Annotated in this window: 17 protein-coding genes; 12 read left to right on the top strand and 5 right to left on the bottom strand. The window is 64.0% G+C overall.

The features are described 5' to 3' along the window. Positions 1–126 precede the first annotated feature (126 nt). From C8D04_RS14115 to C8D04_RS14080, 9 genes are all read left to right on the top strand, one after another. Positions 127–2,442, top strand: coding sequence for an NADP-dependent malic enzyme (locus C8D04_RS14115; protein WP_116005420.1), 2,316 nt, complete (start codon positions 127–129; stop codon positions 2,440–2,442). A 157-nt stretch (positions 2,443–2,599) separates the two neighbouring features. Beyond that, entirely contained in the window at positions 2,600–3,004 is a 405-nt protein-coding gene (locus C8D04_RS14110) for a ribonuclease (RefSeq protein ID WP_116005419.1), read from the top strand. Between the two features lie 122 nt (positions 3,005–3,126). Then, a complete protein-coding gene (locus tag C8D04_RS14105; RefSeq protein ID WP_116005418.1) occupies positions 3,127–3,552 on the top strand; it encodes a barstar family protein in 426 nt (141 codons plus the stop codon). Positions 3,553–3,614: 62 nt separating this feature from the next. Beyond that, complete coding sequence (locus tag C8D04_RS19140) at positions 3,615–3,743, top strand: hypothetical protein (RefSeq protein ID WP_279338425.1); 129 nt, start codon at positions 3,615–3,617, stop codon at positions 3,741–3,743. Positions 3,744–3,868: 125 nt separating this feature from the next. Then, positions 3,869–5,248, top strand: a complete 1,380-nt coding sequence (gene radA, locus C8D04_RS14100) for a DNA repair protein RadA (RefSeq protein WP_116005417.1) — start codon at positions 3,869–3,871, stop codon at positions 5,246–5,248. An 88-nt stretch (positions 5,249–5,336) separates the two neighbouring features. Continuing rightward, the gene (locus tag C8D04_RS14095; RefSeq protein ID WP_116005416.1) at positions 5,337–6,275 is read left to right on the top strand and encodes a branched-chain amino acid transaminase; all 939 of its coding nucleotides are present in this window, start codon (positions 5,337–5,339) and stop codon (positions 6,273–6,275) included. Between the two features lie 15 nt (positions 6,276–6,290). Next, complete coding sequence (locus C8D04_RS14090; protein ID WP_116005415.1) at positions 6,291–7,340, top strand: glycosyltransferase; 1,050 nt, start codon at positions 6,291–6,293, stop codon at positions 7,338–7,340. Positions 7,341–7,440: 100 nt separating this feature from the next. Next, positions 7,441–7,647, top strand: coding sequence for a zinc-finger domain-containing protein (locus C8D04_RS14085; RefSeq protein ID WP_116005414.1), 207 nt, complete (start codon positions 7,441–7,443; stop codon positions 7,645–7,647). 80 nt (positions 7,648–7,727) lie between these two features. Then, entirely contained in the window at positions 7,728–8,963 is a 1,236-nt protein-coding gene (locus tag C8D04_RS14080) for an O-antigen ligase family protein (RefSeq protein WP_233521183.1), read from the top strand. A 5-nt stretch (positions 8,964–8,968) separates the two neighbouring features. On the opposite strand, the gene C8D04_RS14075 is transcribed toward C8D04_RS14080, so the two are convergent. The 4 genes from C8D04_RS14075 to C8D04_RS14060 all read right to left on the bottom strand — a co-directional run bounded on the left by C8D04_RS14075 (position 8,969) and on the right by C8D04_RS14060 (position 13,652). Beyond that, entirely contained in the window at positions 8,969–9,973 is a 1,005-nt protein-coding gene (locus tag C8D04_RS14075; protein WP_116005412.1) for a nitronate monooxygenase, read from the bottom strand. A 204-nt stretch (positions 9,974–10,177) separates the two neighbouring features. Beyond that, a complete protein-coding gene (locus C8D04_RS14070; RefSeq protein ID WP_116701319.1) occupies positions 10,178–11,410 on the bottom strand; it encodes an ATP-binding protein in 1,233 nt (410 codons plus the stop codon). A 7-nt stretch (positions 11,411–11,417) separates the two neighbouring features. After that, positions 11,418–12,134, bottom strand: coding sequence for a response regulator transcription factor (locus C8D04_RS14065; protein ID WP_116005411.1), 717 nt, complete (start codon positions 12,132–12,134; stop codon positions 11,418–11,420). A gap of 123 nt (positions 12,135–12,257) precedes the next feature. After that, a complete protein-coding gene (locus C8D04_RS14060) occupies positions 12,258–13,652 on the bottom strand; it encodes an MFS transporter (protein ID WP_116005410.1) in 1,395 nt (464 codons plus the stop codon). 32 nt (positions 13,653–13,684) lie between these two features. On the opposite strand from C8D04_RS14060, the gene C8D04_RS14055 reads away from it, so the two are divergent. Then, entirely contained in the window at positions 13,685–14,536 is an 852-nt protein-coding gene (locus C8D04_RS14055; protein ID WP_116005409.1) for a M48 family metallopeptidase, read from the top strand. Between the two features lie 115 nt (positions 14,537–14,651). Here C8D04_RS14055 and C8D04_RS14050 read toward each other — a convergent pair whose 3' ends face one another. Next, the gene (locus tag C8D04_RS14050) at positions 14,652–15,290 is read right to left on the bottom strand and encodes an MBL fold metallo-hydrolase (RefSeq protein WP_116005408.1); all 639 of its coding nucleotides are present in this window, start codon (positions 15,288–15,290) and stop codon (positions 14,652–14,654) included. 262 nt (positions 15,291–15,552) lie between these two features. On the opposite strand from C8D04_RS14050, the gene C8D04_RS14045 reads away from it, so the two are divergent. Both C8D04_RS14045 and C8D04_RS14040 read left to right on the top strand, forming a co-directional pair. Continuing rightward, a complete protein-coding gene (locus C8D04_RS14045) occupies positions 15,553–17,283 on the top strand; it encodes a PAS domain-containing methyl-accepting chemotaxis protein (RefSeq protein ID WP_116005407.1) in 1,731 nt (576 codons plus the stop codon). A gap of 20 nt (positions 17,284–17,303) precedes the next feature. Beyond that, on the top strand, positions 17,304–18,737 hold the full coding sequence (locus tag C8D04_RS14040; protein WP_233521182.1) for a chemotaxis protein CheW: 1,434 nt from the start codon (positions 17,304–17,306) through the stop codon (positions 18,735–18,737). Positions 18,738–18,760: the final 23 nt, after the last annotated feature.

Raw genomic sequence — 18,760 nt, 5'->3', positions numbered from 1 at the left:
CAATTTCACGAATATCCGTCACAATGGAGGCAGCCCACACAGGCATGAAAGCTTGCGAGGGAAAAGGTGAAAGAATCCCCCATCAGCCACCCCTCTGAGCGTGGCTTTGCACACTGGAGACATCGCATGCCTGAGCAAGCCCCGGAACACCATCCCACCCTCGACAAACGCGCCCTGTTGCGCAAGGCCGCACTCGAATACCACGAGTTCCCAAAGCCCGGCAAGATCACCATTGCCGCAACCAAGCAGATGGTGAACCAGCACGACCTGGCGCTGGCCTATTCGCCGGGCGTGGCCGCGCCGTGCGAAGAAATCGTCAAAGACCCGAAGGCCGCCTTCAAGTACACCAGCCGGGGCAACCTGGTCGGCGTGGTGACCAACGGCACTGCGGTGCTGGGACTGGGCGACATTGGGCCGCTGGCGAGCAAGCCCGTGATGGAAGGCAAGGCGGTTCTGTTCAAGAAGTTCTCGGGCATCGATGTGTTCGATATCGAGATCAACGAACAAGACCCCGAGAAGCTGGTCGAGATCATTGCCTCGCTGGAGCCCACTTTTGGCGGCATCAACCTCGAAGACATCAAGGCACCGGATTGCTTCTATGTCGAGCGCAAGCTGCGTGAGCGCATGAAGATTCCGGTCTTCCACGACGACCAGCATGGCACGGCGATCGTGGTGGGCGCTGCCATCCTCAACGGTCTGAAGGTGGCGGGCAAGGACCTTCAAAAGGTCAAGCTCGTCACCTCGGGTGCCGGTGCCGCCGCGCTGGCCTGCCTGGGGCTGCTGGTCAAGCTGGGCATTCCGCGCGAGAACATCTGGGTGACCGACCTGGCTGGCGTGGTGTACCAGGGCCGCACCGAGTTGATGGACGAGGACAAGGCGTCTTTTGCTCAGCAGACCGACGCGCGCTCGCTCAGCGAAGTCATTGCCGGGGCCGATGTTTTCCTGGGCCTGTCGGCCGGTGGCGTGATGAAGAAAGACATGGTGGCCAAGATGGCACCGCGTCCGCTGATTTTTGCCCTGGCCAACCCTAACCCCGAAATCCAGCCCGAAGACGTCAAGGCCGTGCGCGACGACGCCATCATCGCCACGGGCCGCTCGGATTTCCCCAACCAGGTCAACAACGTCCTGTGCTTTCCATACATCTTTAGGGGTGCGCTCGACAGTGGTGCCACCACCATCACGCAGGAAATGGAAATTGCCGCAGTGCACGCCATTGCCGATCTGGCACAGGCCGAGCAAAGCGAAGTGGTGGCGGCGGCTTATGTGGGGGAGAAACTGGCCTTCGGCCCGGAATACCTGATTCCCAAGCCCTTCGATCCACGGCTGATGATGAAAATTGCACCGGCCGTGGCCCAGGCGGCATTCGACAGCGGCGTGGCACTGCGCCCGATTACGGATATGGACGCTTACCGCGACCAGTTGCAGACCTTTGTCTATGCCTCGGGCACGCTGATGAAGCCCCTCTTTTTGGCCGCGAAGACCGCGATCAAGAAGCGCGTGGCCTATGCCGAAGGCGAGGAAGAGCGCGTGCTGCGTGCAGCCCAGATCGTGGTGGACGAGCGCGTTGCACGGCCTACGCTGATCGGCCGCCCTGCGGTCATTGCGCAGCGCATTGCGAAGTTCGGCCTGCGCCTGTCGGAAGGAGTTGATTACGACGTGGTCAACGTCGAGCAGGATCACCGCTACCGTGACTTCTGGCAGACCTACCATCGTATCGCCGAGCGCAAGGGCATCACCGAACCGATCGCCAAGATCGAGATGCGCCGCAGGCTCACGCTGATCGGCAGCATGATGCTGCTCAAGGGCGAAGTCGACGGCCTGATCGTGGGCACCTGGGGCCATACCTCGCACCACCTCAACTACATCGACCAGGTCATTGGCCGCCGCGCCGGCGTGGCCACCTACGCCTGCATGAACGGTTTGCTGTTACCCGACCGCCAGGTGTTCCTGGTGGATACCCATGTCAACTACGATCCCACGGCCGAACAGCTCGCGGAGATCACCATGATGGCGGCCGAAGAAATGCTGCGCTTTGGCATCAAGCCCAAGGCGGCGCTGCTATCGCACTCCAACTTTGGCAGCAGCGACAAGCCCAGCGCCGTGAAAATGCGCCAGACGCTGGAACTGCTGCGCGTTCAGGCGCCCTGGCTCGAAGTGGACGGTGAAATGCACGGCGACGTGGCACTCAGTGGCAAAGCGCGCGCGACGCTCATGCCCCACAGCAGCCTGATCGGCGATGCCAACCTGCTGGTCCTGCCCAATATTGATGCCGCCAACATCTCCTACAACCTGCTCAAGACCGCTGCCGGCGGCAATATCGCCATCGGCCCGGTGCTGCTGGGAGCTGCCCAGCCGGTGCATATTCTGACGGCCAGCGCCACGGTGCGCCGTATCGTCAACATGACCGCGCTCACTGTGGCCGATGCCAACGCACAGCGGTAGTCATTTAGCTGGATAGCGTGCGCTAACTTACCCAAGTTGGGCGCGATCGAGGCCTCTGCCTAAAGAATGGGCAGAGGCTTGCTTTTTTGGGGTGTTTCCGTCACACTAGCGGCTTGAAATTTCGGGTTAACCCGTAGTTTCTGAAAGGTGTAGTGAGATGCTGAAGGCTGTAGCCGCCCGTGTATGCAATGCAGGGCTTGCGTGTGTTCTGGGTGCTGCATGGGCGTTGACTCCTCTGGTAGGACAGGCGCGCAACCAGCCATTGACCGATGGTGCTGCCACGATTTCCGTGGCACAACTGCCTCTCCAGGGGCGCGAGACCTATGCCTTGATTCACCAGGGCGGCCCTTTTCCTTATGACAAGGATGGGGTGGTTTTTGGCAATCGGGAGAGGCTGTTGCCTGCGCACAAGCGCGGGTACTACCGGGAATACACCGTCAGAACACCAGGCGTTCGCCACCGCGGCGCCCGGCGCATTGTGTGTGGCGGCAAGCCCCGGACGCCGGACGCCTGCTATTACACCAGCGACCACTACGCCAGTTACCGCGAAATTATCAAATGACTCCCGCCATGCCACGTGCTTTGTAGCCTGCATCGCGGAGGGGAGCCACTTCCCGTATGACGCCCTTTTGCGGTTCGCCGCAATGAGCCCGATTTTGGACTTTTAAAGAAAGAGACGCGGAGATGGATACGCCACTTCGTAAAGACCAGGAATCCCCACTGCGCGGTGTACGCGCCAACATTGTGCAATCCATTCGCGCGTTTCGCGTGCAGGATCTGCAGGATGCAGCGGCCACGCTGGGGCACCATTTTCTTTACGCCAACCTCGCCCACGCACAGACCAAACAGGATGTGCTGGATTTGATCGCCCAGCAGTTCACCTTTCCGTCGCACTTCGGCAAGAATTTCGACGCCTTGTCGGACTGCCTGACGGACCCGCTGCACAAGTCTGGCCCGCAACCAGGCTTTATCGTGGTGCTGGAACAAATTCCTGCCACCGCCAAATTCGACAAGGAAGCCCGCGAGCAACTGCTCGATGTCTTCCGGGACGTGGCGGACTACTGGAATGACCGGAAAATACCGTTCCGCTGTTTCTATTCTTTTCTGTAGCCCGTTCTGCAAACCCCAGCCAAGCAGAACGGGCGAAAGAGGCTACCGAAGCACCAGCCGCGGTGCAAGGCATCGACATGGGTGCTGAAATGATCGAGAAAATGCCGACCGACAAGTTGGTGGACATTTCTCCGATGGCGCTGCGCATGAGCAGCCCCTTCAATTCGGGGTATTGGCTTACGGCGGCTTGATCCTCTGAAGGCTATTTTGCGCCTCGCCAAACCCGCCCTTGTGGCGGGTTTGTTATTTGTGTCTTGTGCGCCGATGCGATGGCAACGGGCCGCTATAGTCGTCTGCCCTTGGTTTGTTGCACGCCATGTCCAAAGAAAAAACCCTCTACACCTGCTCTGAATGCGGCGGCTCCACGCCCAAGTGGCTGGGAAAATGCCCGCACTGCAATGCGTGGAACACGCTCACGGAAACGGTTGCAGCGGCCGCAGCAGGGAAAAATCGTTACGGCAGCGCTCAACACACCGGGCTGAACGCAGCCCAGCCTGTGACGCCCCTGTACGCCATCGAAGCCAACGAGGTGGCGCGTACCCCGAGCGGTATTGAGGAGCTGGACCGGGTGCTGGGCGGCGGCATTGTCGAAGGTGCCGTGGTGCTGATCGGGGGCGACCCAGGCATTGGTAAATCTACCCTGCTGCTGCAGGCGCTCGATGCGTTGCATCGCGCGGGGCTGCCTACTTTGTACGTCACCGGGGAAGAGAGTGGCGCCCAGGTGGCGCTGCGCTCGCGCCGCCTGGGCTTGCACGAGAGCCAGGTCAACGTGCTGGCTGAAATCCAGCTGGAAAAAATCCTGGCCACCCTGGAGGCAACGCAGCCTGCCGTGGCGGTGATCGATTCCATCCAGACCGTGTATTCCGATCAACTGACGTCGGCCCCGGGCTCGGTCGCCCAGGTGCGTGAATGTGCGGCGCACCTCACGCGGGCGGCAAAATCCTCGGGGGTGACCATCATTCTGGTGGGCCATGTCACCAAGGAAGGGGCGCTGGCCGGGCCGCGCGTGCTGGAGCACATGGTCGACACGGTGCTGTATTTCGAGGGCGATACCCATTCAAGTTTTCGGCTGGTGCGCGCCATCAAGAACCGTTTTGGTGCGGTGAACGAGATTGGTGTTTTCGCCATGACCGAGCGCGGACTCAAGGGCGTGACCAACCCCAGCGCCATTTTTCTCAGCCAGCACAGCGAGCCGGTGCCGGGCAGTTGCGTGCTCGTGACGCTCGAGGGAACCCGCCCCATGCTGGTCGAGATCCAGGCCCTGGTCGATGGCGGTGGCCCCAATCCCCGGCGCCTGTCGGTGGGGCTGGAGCGTGATCGCCTGGCCATGCTGCTGGCCGTGCTGCACCGCCATGCGGGTGTGGCGTGCGCTGACCAGGATGTGTTTGTGAATGCAGTGGGGGGCGTACGCATCAGCGAACCGGCGGCCGACCTGGCCGTGATGCTGGCCATCACCTCCAGCTTGCGGGGCAAGGCGCTGCCCAAGGGCTTCTTCGCCTTTGGCGAAGTCGGGCTGGCTGGTGAGGTGCGCCCCGCGCCCCGTGGCCAGGAGCGGCTCAAGGAGGCCGCCAAACTGGGCTTCAGCGTGGCCGTGGTGCCGCGTGCGAATGCCCCCCGGCAACCGGTGGAAGGGCTGGCCATCCATCCGGTCGAGCGCATCGAGGAAGCCATGGAGGTGGTGCGCGGCCTGACCTGATTTCCAGTGGGGTTCCTGGTAGGGTAGATAGCCCCGCAGGCCCCTTAAAATCAGTGGTTTTGCGAACCCAGCAATCCAAAGGACACCTATGAGCCCCGTAGTACCCTCGATGGCCGATCGTGACGGCAAGATCTGGATGGACGGCCACATGGTCGATTGGCGCGATGCCAAGATCCATGTGCTGAGCCACACGCTGCACTATGGCTGTGGCGCCTTTGAAGGCGTGCGCGCCTACAACACGGCCCAAGGCGCGGCTATCTTTCGCCTGGAAGAGCACACGGAGCGTTTGTTCAACAGCGCCAAGATCCTGCGCATGAAGATCCCGTTCACCAAGGAAGAAGTGAACGAGGCCCAGAAGGCCGTCGTGCGCGAGAACAAGCTCGAATCGTGCTATTTGCGCCCGCTGACCTGGATTGGTTCGCAAAAACTGGGCGTTTCGCCCAAGGGCAACCAGATCCACCTGATGGTGGCGGCCTGGGCCTGGGGCGCTTATCTGGGCGAAGAGGGCATGCAGCGCGGTATCCGCGTCAAAACCAGTAGCTACACACGCCACCACGTCAACATCACGATGACGCAGGCCAAGGCGGTGAGCAACTACACCAATTCCATCCTGGCGAACATGGAAGCGCTGGACGACGGTTACGATGAAGCCTTGTTGCTGGATGCGTCGGGCTTTGTCTCTGAAGGTGCGGGCGAAAACATCTTCGTCATCAAGGGCGGTGTCATCTACACGCCGGACCTGTCGGCCGGTGCCCTCAACGGCATCACGCGCAACACCGTGTTCCACATCGCCAAGGACCTGGGTCTGGAAGTGGTGCAAAAGCGCATCACACGCGACGAGGTGTACATCGCTGATGAAGCCTTTTTCACGGGTACCGCAGCCGAAGTGACGCCCATCCGCGAGCTCGACCGCATTGAAATTGGCGCAGGCTCGCGAGGGCCCATCACCGAAAAAATCCAGAGTGCGTTTTTTGACATCGTCAACGGCCGCAATCCAAAATACGCCCACTGGTTGACCCGGGTTTAGGCGGGTTCCGCCTCCATGCGCATCGTTCACCTGCTTCTCACCAGCAGCTTTGCCGGCAGTGAGAGGCATGCTATCGAGCTGGCCAATGCGCAGTCACAGCACCACGAGGTCACGCTGGTTCTGCGCCGGTCGGTCCGCAGCGGCATGCCCGGGGGCTATGCCCACCGGGTCGACCCTCGGGTCAAAGTGCTTTGGGTGGGCCGTTGGCTGGGGCGATGGCAGGCGCGTCGCTTGGTGCGCCAGCTGCGCCCGGATGTGGCCCATGCACACCTCAGTGACGGGAGCAAGGCGCTGGGGGGCGCACCCGACCTGCGGAGCCGGGTTTTGCGTGTCGCCACGCTGCACATGCGCTACAAGCCCCAGCAGCATGCGCACCTGGATGCACTGGTGGCCATCGCGCCGTGGCAATTGGACGCCATACCGTCGCCGCTGCGCGAACACACCGCCCAGATCGACAACTGGACCCTGCCCTATCGACCCGCAGCCGATGCTCGCCAGCGCCTACGGGCCGAGCACGGCATTGCATCCGATGCCTGGGTGTTCGGCTCCATGGGACGTATGGAGCGTACCAAGGGCTTTGACCTTTTGGTGGACGCCTTTGAACGTGCTGCCCTGCCGGGCGCGCACCTGGTGCTTGTGGGCCAGGGCGCTGAACTGGAGGCCTTGCGTCAGCGCAATGTGCCGGGCGTCCTCCTGCCCGGGTTTTGTGAGCAGCCGCAGGACTGGATGGCGGCGTTCGACGGTTTCATCAGTGCGGCACGCGAAGAATCCTTTGGCCTGGTGTTTCTGGAGGCCATGGCGGCAGGGTTGCCCATCATCGCCACGGAAACGCTGGGCGCGAAACATCTGAGCGCCGCGCTGGACGCGCGCATGGTGCCGCTGGAAGACGTTGGCGCGATGGCCGACGCCCTGCGTGCCATGTATGCGCAGCGCCCGCACCGCAGCAATCGTTCCATGGAGCGTTTCAGCATCGACGCCAAGCTGTCGGAGCTGGAAGCGTTTTACCGCCGCGAGACAGCGCTGGCCGGTGTAGAGCCGTGCGCGCCAAAGATGCACCAACGGTAACCTGTGCCCGTGACGAAATGAAAGACAATCGCACAGGATCGTGGCGCGGCCTGACGTCCGCAGCCAAGACCCCTTCTCCACAACCTCTGCCATGCACACAATGAGTCAGAAAAGCATCGAACTACAGGCCAAAGATCTTGACCCCCAGGGCAATATCGCCTGCCCCAACCCGCAATCGGGCATTGCCCTCTGGAATGGGCACCCCAAGGTCTATCTGGAAGTGGCGGGCACCGGCCAGGCCGTTTGCCCTTATTGCGGCACCGAATACCGCTTGCGCGCGGGTGAAAAGGTGGCTGCTGGGCATTGAACACGCAAGACGTGCCTTCAATTCCCACGTACCAGCCCCTTTTGTTGTCAGAGCCTGATCTTCGCCGGCGCTGCAGTGCCTTGGCAGCGTTCCTGCTGCCGGCGCTGACTTTGGCAGTGCCATCTGGCTACGCCTATGGCATTGCACTGCTTGCCTTGTGTGCCATGTCCACGGCACCGCAATGGCTGCGCCAGTCATTCGAGTCTCCATCGGCTCGGTGGCTCATGCTGGTTTTTACCGTCATGGGGGCGGTCTGGCTCTACGGCGGCGACCTGTCCAAGGGGTGGGGCATTTTGAACAAACCGTCCCGCTACCTGCTGGCGGTAGTGTGTATTCCATTTGTCTTCGCTTTTCCGCCCCGGGGGCGGTTTTTGCTGCTGGGCATTGCCGTGGGCGCGGCGGGCGGGGGGCTGAAAGCACTGTGGGACGTCCAGGTGCTTGGGCATGATCGCGCCTGGATTGATTCCGCCACCCGGTCCAGTGGCGCCATCCAGTATGGCAACCTGAGCGGTCTCTTCGGTCTGATGTGCTGGATGCAGTGGGTGGTCTGCATGGACCGCTGGCGCTGGCAGCCGCGGCTGTTGATGGGTGTGTGCGCCCTGCTGGGCCTGCTCGGCTCGCTGCTGTCGCAAACCCGCGGCGGTTGGCTGGCCTTGGCGCTGTGCATGCTGCCCTTGTCGTGGCTTTTGGTGCGCCACCTGTGGGGGCGGCGGGTGCTGGTGGGCGGTGCAGGCCTGCTGGCCTTGGTGCTTGTGCTGAGCTGGTACCAGGCGCCGCAGCTCGAGCAGCGCTGGGAGCAGGCGCAAAGTGAAATGAATGGGTATGTGGACGAAGGCAATGCGCGCACCTCGGTAGGCCAGCGCCTGGACCACTGGCAACTGGCGTGGAATATGGGCCTGGACCGGCCGTTGGGCGGCTGGGGCGAGGTGGGCTACCAGCAGGAGAAAAAGCGCCGTGTGGCGGCGGGGCTGGCCCACCCGATCGTGCTGCAGTTTGGGCATGCACACAACGAGTGGCTGGACATGTTTGCCAAGCGCGGTGTGCTGGGCCTGGGTGGATTGCTGCTCTTTTATGCCGTTCCACTGGCCTTGTTCTGGCCCACGCGCGTGCGCGTTCTGGGGGCGGATGGCCTGGTCGACCGGCAGGCGCTGTGCCTGCGCCTGGTGGGGGTGCTGCTTCCCTTGGGTTACCTGGGCTTTGGGCTGACGCAGGTGTTTCTGGCCCATTTCAACGGCAACATGGTCTATCTGTTCATGGTGTCGTTTACGCTGGCGGCGCTCCAGCCGACTGCGGCCGGGCAGGCGCGTTCACGGTAAAGTCTTTATACCAGCTGCTGTAGCCGGGCCTGGGCTTCCTGGCCCATGCGCGCGATCAGCTCGGCGGCTCCGGGCAGGTCGTGCACCAATCCTACAGCTTCGCCCACGGTGACATGGGCGGCGGCATAGTCGCTCGCTTGCCAGCCAGCGTCGTACAGGGCGCGGGCTTCTTCAGGATGGGCGCGCAGTGTGTCGATGCGGCCTTCCCACTGGCGGTGCAAAGCGTTGCGTACGGCGCGGAAATCGTAGGGCTCGGGCCAATTCTTGCGACGCAGAATGTCAAAGATGGCGGTGCGCGCCGTGCCGTCGCCATCGGTTTGCAGGGCGATGGCTTTGGCGCTCGCCGGGGCCAGGCTTTCCTGCGTGGCCCACAGGCGCGAGCCCACCAGGGCGCCATCGGCACCCAGCGCCAGTACTGCCGCTAGCGTACGGCCATCGGCAATGCCACCAGCGGCCAGCAGCAAGGTGCTTGGCGCGTGGCGGGCCAGCCAGTCGGCCAATTCCGGCACCAAGGTCAGGGTGGCGCGCCCGTTCAGCGCATTCAGGCTGTGTCCGCCCGCTTCGGCACCTTGCGCCACGATGACGGCAGCGCCTGCTTCGATGGCCTCGGGGGCTTGTTGCATGCACTGGATCTGGCAGATCAGGGCCGCACCGCTGGCCGCAATGCGCGGTGCATAACGGCGTGCGTCGCCAAACGACAGCATCACGGCGCGCGGGCGCTGCGTGGGGGGCAGGTCGAGCACCCAGTCCAGCGCCGAGGCGTCCTCGTCGAGTTTCCAGGTGATGAAGCCGCAGCCGATGCGGCCGGTGTCGGCGGCCTCCAGTGCCAGCCGGTATTCGCGCTGCGTCCAGGCCAGATCGCCATAGCCACCACCCACCAGGCCGAGGGCGCCCGCACGGGCACAGGCGCTGGCCAGCGCACCGCCCGAGGCCAGCGCCATGGGCGCCAGGGCGATGGGGGTGGTCAGACCAAAACGGGTGGAGAAACGGGAGTGTTGCAGGGCAGTCATCGCGCCATTCTCGCGCCATCAGCGCAGTGGTGCTGCTCGAAGCCATGGTTGCGGTGCAGCAAGTTGAAAGAATGCTCTTAAAAAAAGAGCTGCCAGCGCTTGTTGATATGCACGTTCAATGTGGAAAGTATCTAAGACCCTCTGGAATAAAGCGGTAACAGCTCACTATTTTGTAGCGCAAGGTGTGCGCTGCATTGACCCGCCTCACGCGCTCACGCCGCTGCCTTGGTGCAGCGGCAGGCGCAGCACAAAACAGGCACCGCCGCCGACGTGGTCTTCGCAGTGCACGCTGCCGTGGTGGCGCCCGGCAATCGAGCGCACCAGGGCCAGGCCCAGGCCGACGCTGCCGGCGCGTTCGCTGGCGCCGGGCAGGCGGTAGAACGGCTCGAAGATGCGTTCGCGCTGGTCCGGCGGCACGCCGGGGCCCCGGTCGCAGACACGCACTTCGGCCATGGTGCCCAGGCGGCGCACCACGACGGTGATCTCGCCCTGGCTGTAGCGCCGTGCGTTCTCCAGCAGGTTGCGCACGGCGCGGCGCAGCAGCTTGGACACGCCGGCCACTTCCAGTGCGTCGGTGCTGGCGTCCAGGTCTGCATCCACCCGGGCGCATTCCTCCGCCGCCAGGCCCACCAGGTCCACCGCCTCGATGGTGCCCACATCGGCCTCGTGGGCGTCGAGGCGGCTGGCGAGCAAAATTTCGTCCACCAGCTGGTCCAGTTCGGCAATGTTGCGCAGGATTTCAGCGCGAAAGGCGGGCGCGGGCTGACCCGTGCCCATGAGTTCGAGCCCCATGCGGATGCGCGTGAGGGGCGAGCGCAGCTCGTGCGAGGCATTGGCCAGCAAAGACTTGTGCGAGCGCATCAGGGCTTCGATGCGCGTGGCGGCGGCATTGAACTGGCGCGACAGCTCGGCCACTTCGTCGTTGCCATGGACCGGCACACGGGCGGACAGGTCGCCCTCGCCAAAACGTTGCACGCTGCGCTGCAGCACGTCCAGGCGCCCCAGCAGGCGCCGGATGATGGGAAACACCCCCACGGCCACGGCCAGGCCGACCAGGCCCAGCATCCACAAAAAACCAAACGGCGGGCGCGTCCAGAAGGCGGCATCCTGGCGGTACCCCCCTCCCGGTGGGCGTTCCCCCCGGGGTGGGCGGGGGCCAAACTGCAGGCTGTAACTGCGGCCGTCCTCGCCTTCGATCTGCAGTTCCACCCCTTCTTCCCGCGACCGCCTGGGGATGCGCGTGGCCACGCCCGTCACCAGGGTGTTGCCCGCGCTGTCGCGCAGCACCAATTCGCGGCCCTGCGGCACCTCGGGCTGAATATTTTGCTCGGCAGCCACGCGCCAGGCCCAGCCGACCAGCAGCGTGAGCACCGCGACCCCCCCGACCACGGCCAGCCAGATGCGCAGGTACAGACGGCGGGAGAACAACGAGAACATGGCGCGGTCAGTCCTGCTGCTTGGCAAACACATAACCCACACCGCGCACGGTGAGGATGCGGCGCGGGTTCTTCGCGTCCAGTTCGATGGCGGCGCGGATGCGGCCCATGTGCACGTCGATGGAGCGGTCGAAGGCTTCCAGTTCGCGCCCGCGTACGGCCTCCATGATCTGGTCGCGCGTGAGCACGCGGCCCGCGCGCTCGGCCATCGCGACGAGCAGGTCAAACTGGTACGAAGTCAGCTCGCAGGGCTGGCCACCGACGGTGACGATGCGCGCATCGCGGTCGATTTCCAGCGAGCCAAAGCGCAGGGTTTGCACGGCGGGCGGTGCGCCATCGGTGCGGCGGCGCAGGATGGCGCGGATACGGGCGAGCAGTTCGCGCGGCTCAAAAGGTTTAGGCAGGTAATCGTCGGCGCCGATCTCCAGGCCGATGATGCGGTCCATGGGGTCGCCCTTGGCGGTCAGCATGAGCACCGGCACCTGCGCTGCAGGCCCCTGCAGTGCGCGGATGCGGCGGCACACCTCCAGGCCGTCCATGTCGGGCAGCATCAGGTCAAGAATGACCAGGTCGGGCAGACCGCTGCTGCCCGGCCCCTGGAGTTGGGCCAGGCCGCCCGCGGCGTCACCGTGGTGCGTGACCTGCATGCCCGACTGGCCCAGGTATTCGCCCACCATCTGTGCCAGGCGGGCGTCGTCTTCGATCATCAGCAGTTGCGTGGCCATGGGTTCAGTGCAGTCGGGTTGTCAACGTGGGTACAGCGTGCCGCCGTGCTGTCAGGGGGGGGTGTCGTGGGAGTAAAGCCCCGGTAAACGCGGGAGTGCATGAAGGAATTGGGAGCTATGAAATCAGGAGCTGTCAGCGCTTGATGACTGGGCGTTGGAGTTTGTTTTGATACGAGAAGCCAGCCCTACCAGTACCAGCACCGGTGCCCCCAGTAGCGCGGTGGCCGTAAAGAACTGTGCGTAGCCAAAGGCGTTGACATAGTCCCCGGAGAACCCGGCAATGAACTTGGGCGCCAGCAGCATCATGGAGCTGAACAGCGCGTACTGCGTGGCCGAGTAGCGTACATTGGTCAGGCTCGACAGGTAGGCAATGAAGGCCGCCGACGCAATGCCGCTGGCCAGGTTGTCGGCCGACACCACCGCAATCAGCGCCGTCACGTCGTGGCCGTACCCCGCCAGCCAGGCGAACAGCAGGTTGGTGCAGGCGCTCAGCACGGCACCCAGCATCAGGATGCGCATCACCCCCAGGCGCATCGACAGCACGCCGCCCACAAAGGCGCCCACCAGCGTCATGATGACGCCATACACCTTGGTCACGGCGGCGACCTCGTCCTTGGTGAAACCCATGTCCACATAAAACGGGTTGGCCATGATGCCCATCACCACATCGCTGATGCGGTACACGGCGATCAGCGCCAGGATGAGCGCAGCGTGCCAACCGTAGCGGCCCAAAAAATCGGTAAACGGCTCGACCACGGCGCCCCTGATCCATTCGGCTGCGTCTTTGGGCGGCGGCAGTTGCATCGGTGCGGGCTCGCGCGAGAACAACACCGTGACCACACCCACCGCCATCGAGGCGGCCATGGCCAGGTAAGCGGCCCGCCATGCGCCGTTCTGGTACGCCGCCACCCCCTGGGCCACGGCCTGCCCGAGGGCGGGAGCCACCTCGGAGCGCGCCGCAATCCACAGCACCCCCGCACCGGCCCAGATCATGGCCAGGCGGTAACCCGTCTGGTACGAGGCGGCCAGCGCCGCCTGGTGGTTGGTGTCCGCCGATTCGATGCGAAAGGCATCGAGCGCAATATCTTGCGTGGCCGAGCCAAACGCCACCGCCAGCGCGCACCACACGATGGGGCCCAGGGTGAGGCGCGGGTCGGCCAGCGCCATGCCCACCAGCCCGGCCACCACCATGCCCTGTGACAGCAAAAGCCAGCTGCGCCGCCGCCCCATCAGCCGGGTCAGCAGCGGGATGGGCAGGCGGTCCACCAGCGGCGCCCACACCCACTTGAAGCCATAGGCCAGCCCCACCCAGCTCAGGTACCCGATGGTGCTGCGGTCAATGCCCGCCTCGCGCAGGCGAAAACTCAGCGTGCCCAGTACCAGCAAGAGGGGCAGCCCAGCAGAGAATCCCAGCGTCAGCATGCGCAGACTGGCGGGTTCCAGGTACACGCGCAGGGTCTGCAGCCAAGGGGTGCGGGGCGGGCTGTCGGGGGGCGTGGTTGCGTGGTTGTCTGGCATGAGGCAGCGTGGTTTTTGTCTATTATTCCTGCATGTGCCTGTTTTGCCCCACTCCCACAGCTGCGCCTTCGTCCCCTTGGTCTGCCCGCCGGGCCTTTTTGCTGGCGGCCGGCGCCAGTGCGGCCGCGCCGGTGCTCGCCCAGGTTGATGTGGGCTCGGCCTCCGGCGTGCGCCGCCTGGTACCGGCCGAAACCCTGGAGCAATCCGCCGTGCAGCAGTACGGCCAGTTGCTGGCGCAGGCCCGCGCCCAGCGTGCGCTGGCGCCGCCTGGGCATCCCCAGCTCGAAAGCCTGCACGCCATCGCACGCCGCCTGATTCCCTTCACCGCGCCCTGGAACGACCGTGCCCGCAACTGGCGCTGGGAGGTCAACCTGATTGGCAGCAAACAGGTCAACGCCTTCTGCATGCCGGGCGGCAAGATCGCTTTCTATACCGGCATCCTGGACCAGCTCAAGCTGACCGAGGACGAGACCGCCATGGTCATGGGCCACGAAATGGCCCACGCGCTGCGCGAACATGCGCGTGAACGTATTGCCAAGACGCAAGGCACCAACCTGGCGCTGCGGCTGGGCTCGCAGCTTTTGGGGCTGGGCGACCTGGGCAATGTGGCGGCCAGTTTGGGCGGGCAACTGCTGTCGCTGCAGTTCAGCCGGTCGGACGAAAGCGAGGCGGACCTGGTCGGGCTGGAGCTGGCGGCACGCGCTGGCTACGACCCCTCGGCGGCCGTTACCCTGTGGCAGAAGATGGGCAACGCCACGGGCAGCAAACAGGGCGGGCTGGCGTTTCTGTCCACCCACCCTTCGGGCCCTGCGCGCATCCGTGAGCTGGAGCAGAACGTGCCCAAGGTGCAGGGGCTGTACCAGGCGGCGCGGCGCAATGGGTGATTCTGCTATTTAGTTAATAGCTTTTTGCGCTTGTCTGTCGGGCGTTAGAAGCCGAAATGACCTGAAAAAGCGAGGTGGAGTTTGCGGGCGGCTGCACAAGCCGCCCGCAAACCCCTCAGGTTCCGCTGACGTAAGGGTTGCTTTTGCGTTCGCGCCCGAAAGTGCTTTCCGGGCCATGCCCGGGAATAAACACCGTCTGGTCGCCCATGGGCCACAGGCGCTGCACGATGCTGTCGATGAGCTGCTCGTGGTTGCCCTGCGGGAAATCCGTGCGGCCAATGCTGCCGGCAAACAGCACGTCGCCCACAAAGGCCCGGTCGATCTGCGGGGCGTGGAACACCACATGGCCGGGCGTGTGGCCCGGGCAATGGCGCACATGGAGCGTCTCGTTGCCGATCTGCACCTGGTCGCCATCGGCGAGCCAGCGGGTGGGCGTGAAGTGCTGTGCGGGTGGAAAACCGAACATCGCGCTTTGCTGTGGCAAACCGTCAATCCAGAACTGGTCGCCGGGGTGCGGCCCAACGATGGGCAGTTGCAGGCGCTGGGCCAGCTCGCCCGTGCCTCCTGCGTGGTCGATGTGGGCGTGTGTGAGCCAGATTTGCTCTAACGCCACCCCCAGCCGCTTGGCATGGGCCAGCAGTGTGTCCAGATCGCCGCCTGGGTCGATCACGGCGGCTTTGTGGGTGGCGTCGCACCAGACAAGGGAGGCGTTTTGTTGAAAGGCGGTCACAGGGACGGTGAGGTACTGGAGCATGGCGGTGGGCAGGTAATGGATAGCAAAGCTTCACGGTTCGAAGCACGGTTTCAAACCAATGGTGCAAGTGTAGTTTTGCGGGTGATCGGGGACGTCAAGTGCCAGAAAAGCCAATTTAAGACATACTTATTGCGCCGTTGCATCTGGTTGCAGTTTCGGCTCCGGTGCATGCGATCGGCGGTCGTGCTCCCCCGGTGTTGCCGATCCTGAACGACCCGAAAAAATGGATTGCCGAGCGGCGTTTTGCCAAAACAACACCCCCATGAATACTCCTACAGAAACACTCTCCACCGCCCCCCTGGAAGCTGCGCGCACGGCGGCCTTGCTGGCGGCCCTGGAACATGTGCAAGCCGTCATCGAGTTTGACCTGGATGGCCGGGTGCAGCGGGCCAATGGCCTTTTTCTGGATTTGATGGGCTACACCGCCGATGAGGTGGTCGGGCAGCACCACCGCATGTTCTGCCCCCCTGAAGTTACGAGCAGCGATTCGTACCGGGCCCTGTGGGAAGGGCTGCGCGCCGGACAGGTGCGCGAGGAGGTGTTTTTGCGGATCACCAAGGCGGGCAAGCAGGTCTGGTTGCAGGCTTCTTACAACCCGGTGCGTGATGCCGAAGGCCGGACGGTAGGCGTGGTCAAACTGGCCACTGACATCACCGCGCAGCGGATTCAGCAAGCAGATTTTGAAGGCAAGATTGCGGCGATTAACCGTGTACAGGCGGTGATCGAGTTCGATCTTGTGGGCCATGTTCTGGAGGCCAACACGAATTTTCTAGAGGCGTTTGGCTATGGGCTGGACGAGGTCCTGGGTCAGCACCATCGCATGTTCTGCCAGCCCGGGTTTGCGAATTCCAGCGAGTATGCGAATTTGTGGGAGCGACTGGGCCGGGGCGAATTCATTGCCGGGCGCTTTCGCCGCCTGTCGAAAGACGGCCAGGAGATATGGCTCCAGGCCTCGTACAACCCCATTCTGGATGTCACCGGCAAACCGTACAAGGTGGTCAAGTTCGCCGTGGACATCACGAACGACATGAACACCGCTGCGGAGACCAAGGGCAAGATCGATGCCATTGGCTTGTCGCAAGCGGTCATCGAGTTCGATATGGAGGGCAACGTGCAAACCGCCAACCCGAACTTTCTGCGCACCATGGGCTACACCCTGGCGGAAATTCGGGGGCAGCATCACAGCATGTTCTGCGAGCCTGGCCTGGTGCAAAGCCAGACGTACCGCGACTTCTGGGCCGATCTGGGCGAGGGCAAGTTCCAGAGCGCGCGCTATCGCCGCATCGGCAAGCACGGGGCAGAGGTCTGGATCCAGGCCACCTACAACCCCATCCTCGATGTCGATGGCAGGCCCTACAAGGTGGTCAAATATTCGACGGACATCACCGCCCAGGTGCAGCGCGAGCGTGCGGTGGCGCAAAAGGTGCATGACATCACCGAGGTGCTGCGCGCGATGACGGAATCGATCAAGCGGCTGGCGCGCAGCGCAGGCCGCTCCACCGAGCTGGCCGAGCAGACGCAGCGCGAGGCGGGCGAGGGCAGCGAGCTGGTGCGCCGCTCGCGTGACGCCATCATTGCCATTGAACGCTCGTCGTCTGACATCCACGAAATCGTGGACACGATCAGCGAAATCTCCAGCCAGACCCATCTGCTGGCCTTCAACGCGGCCATCGAGGCGGCGCGTGCGGGGGAGCAAGGCGTAGGCTTTTCGGTGGTGGCCGACGAAGTGCGCAAGCTGGCGGAGAAGTCGTCGCTGGCAGCTCGCGAAATTGCCAAGCTGATCCACCAGACGGTCAGCCGCGTCACCGAAGGGAGCCGCCTGTCCGAGGAAGTGGACGCTGCGTTCTCGCGCATTCTGGGCGCCGTGGAAAACACCACGCGCTCCATCAGCGAGATTCGTACGGCCACCGACGAGCAAGAGCATTCGACCCAGGATGTGGCCAAGCTGCTGGAAGACCTGCAAGGCAGCGGCAGCCCGCGCAAAGCCGATTGAACGGCGTGATGGAAGAGGTGATGCAAGCCCCCTCGGTCACCCGCGCTGCGGTGGTGCCACATGTGCATGTGCGCGTCGGGGCCTGTGACATCGCCATTCCTATTGATCAAGTCCTTCAGGCGTTGCCCCTGCCGCCGCACGGCCTGACAGCGCTGCCCCGCCGCAGTGGTGCATTGCTGGGGGTTGCCGACGTGGCTGGTGCAGCGGTGCCCATCGTGGCGCTGGAGCGCTGGCTGCCTCTAGAGGCAGCCAGCGACGATGTGGCGCGGCAAAGGTTGCTGGTGCTGCAGCACGCGGGTGGGTGGCTGGGCATACGGGTGGACGCTGTGCTGGGCGTGAAGGCGGTGGCTTTAGCCGACATCCGCCGGGTGCACCATGTGCCGGATGACAACGAACTGTTCGAGTCGGTGGTTCCCGCATCAGCGAACGCGCCGACGCTGTGCATTCTGGAAGTTGCGCGCCTGATGCGATTGGGCCAGGCCTGGTGTGAGGCCGCAGACAGGGCCCCTGCCGTGCCGTTGGACACGCAGGCATCGGCCCATGCCCTAAAACCGGGAGCCGGCACCAGGCGTTACGCGGTGTTCCTGATCGGTACCGAGAAGTGGGCTGTGCCTGTGGACGCCGTGGAGCGGGTGGTGCCCGTGCCCGTGGCAGAACTGGCGTTGGGGCCCGCCGAGCGCAGTTGGGCCATTGGCCAGTGGCAGGGGCGCAAGTTGCCGCTGGTCGATATCAGCGAAGGCCGCCAGGCCAGCGATCGCCAGGCTGCGCCTTGGATGGTGGTGGTGAGCCACGGGCCATTGGTGCTGGGGCTGACGGTCTCGGCGTGCACACAGTTTGTAGAACTGGAGCATGGCGCAGTGGCACGCACGCCCGACGAGGCCTTGCTGGCCGGCGTGGCCCTGCTGGCGGACCGGGGCAGGCTGCAAATTCTGGATGTCGCCAAGCTCTTTGGCGTGACCCCCGAAGCTTCCATCAGTCGAATGGCCGTGGCCCCAGCGAATGCCAAAAGCGGCGCCGCGCCGCTGGAGGCCACCGAGCCCTTGCCCTACCTGGTGTTTGATGCGGACCAGCGTTACGCCTCTCCGGTGGAGGGCATTGTGGGTGTGGTGGAGCTACCCCCCGAAGCCAGGGAGGATCTCCGGCAAGGGCGGCGGGCCGTGCTCGCGTGGCGTGGTCGCACGGTGCATGTTGCCAACCTGCCCGCCATTGGCAAAGCAGCAGGGCAAACCGACCCCCGTCTGGCCGTACTCCTCCAGGCGCGGGGGAGTGCGGCAGCGCCTGTCGGCATCGCCATCCGCAGCCTGAGCGACTGGTTGCCGGCCCATAGCGCGCGGCGCAGCGGCATGCGCATGGGCGCCATGGGTGAGTTGGCGCTGATCAATGCCCGAGGCGCGGTCGACCACGCCAACCTGGTCGTGGTCGATCTGGCCCAGATGGCCTATCTGCTGGGATGAGCCCAGCGACTTCACTTTCCTCT

The sequence above is a fragment of the Simplicispira sp. 125 genome, assembly GCF_003096555.1.
In the GTDB taxonomy this organism is placed as follows: domain Bacteria; phylum Pseudomonadota; class Gammaproteobacteria; order Burkholderiales; family Burkholderiaceae_C; genus Simplicispira.
Note: the sequence above shows the minus strand (reverse complement) of the source record. Positions and strands in the feature narration are given on the sequence as shown.

Excerpts from the sequence above, each read along its gene's own strand:
- C8D04_RS14115 (WP_116005420.1), top strand. The coding sequence starts at position 127 with ATGCCTGAGCAAGCCCCGGAACACCATCCCACCCTCGACAAACGCGCC.
- C8D04_RS14110 (WP_116005419.1), top strand. The coding sequence starts at position 2,600 with ATGCTGAAGGCTGTAGCCGCCCGTGTATGCAATGCAGGGCTTGCGTGT.
- C8D04_RS14105 (WP_116005418.1), top strand. The coding sequence starts at position 3,127 with ATGGATACGCCACTTCGTAAAGACCAGGAATCCCCACTGCGCGGTGTA.
- radA (WP_116005417.1), top strand. The coding sequence starts at position 3,869 with ATGTCCAAAGAAAAAACCCTCTACACCTGCTCTGAATGCGGCGGCTCC.
- C8D04_RS14095 (WP_116005416.1), top strand. The coding sequence starts at position 5,337 with ATGAGCCCCGTAGTACCCTCGATGGCCGATCGTGACGGCAAGATCTGG.
- C8D04_RS14090 (WP_116005415.1), top strand. The coding sequence starts at position 6,291 with ATGCGCATCGTTCACCTGCTTCTCACCAGCAGCTTTGCCGGCAGTGAG.
- C8D04_RS14085 (WP_116005414.1), top strand. The coding sequence starts at position 7,441 with ATGAGTCAGAAAAGCATCGAACTACAGGCCAAAGATCTTGACCCCCAG.
- C8D04_RS14075 (WP_116005412.1), bottom strand. The coding sequence starts at position 9,973 with ATGACTGCCCTGCAACACTCCCGTTTCTCCACCCGTTTTGGTCTGACC.
- C8D04_RS14070 (WP_116701319.1), bottom strand. The coding sequence starts at position 11,410 with ATGTTCTCGTTGTTCTCCCGCCGTCTGTACCTGCGCATCTGGCTGGCC.
- C8D04_RS14065 (WP_116005411.1), bottom strand. The coding sequence starts at position 12,134 with ATGGCCACGCAACTGCTGATGATCGAAGACGACGCCCGCCTGGCACAG.
- C8D04_RS14060 (WP_116005410.1), bottom strand. The coding sequence starts at position 13,652 with ATGCCAGACAACCACGCAACCACGCCCCCCGACAGCCCGCCCCGCACC.
- C8D04_RS14055 (WP_116005409.1), top strand. The coding sequence starts at position 13,685 with ATGTGCCTGTTTTGCCCCACTCCCACAGCTGCGCCTTCGTCCCCTTGG.
- C8D04_RS14050 (WP_116005408.1), bottom strand. The coding sequence starts at position 15,290 with ATGCTCCAGTACCTCACCGTCCCTGTGACCGCCTTTCAACAAAACGCC.
- C8D04_RS14045 (WP_116005407.1), top strand. The coding sequence starts at position 15,553 with ATGAATACTCCTACAGAAACACTCTCCACCGCCCCCCTGGAAGCTGCG.
- C8D04_RS14040 (WP_233521182.1), top strand. The coding sequence starts at position 17,304 with ATGCAAGCCCCCTCGGTCACCCGCGCTGCGGTGGTGCCACATGTGCAT.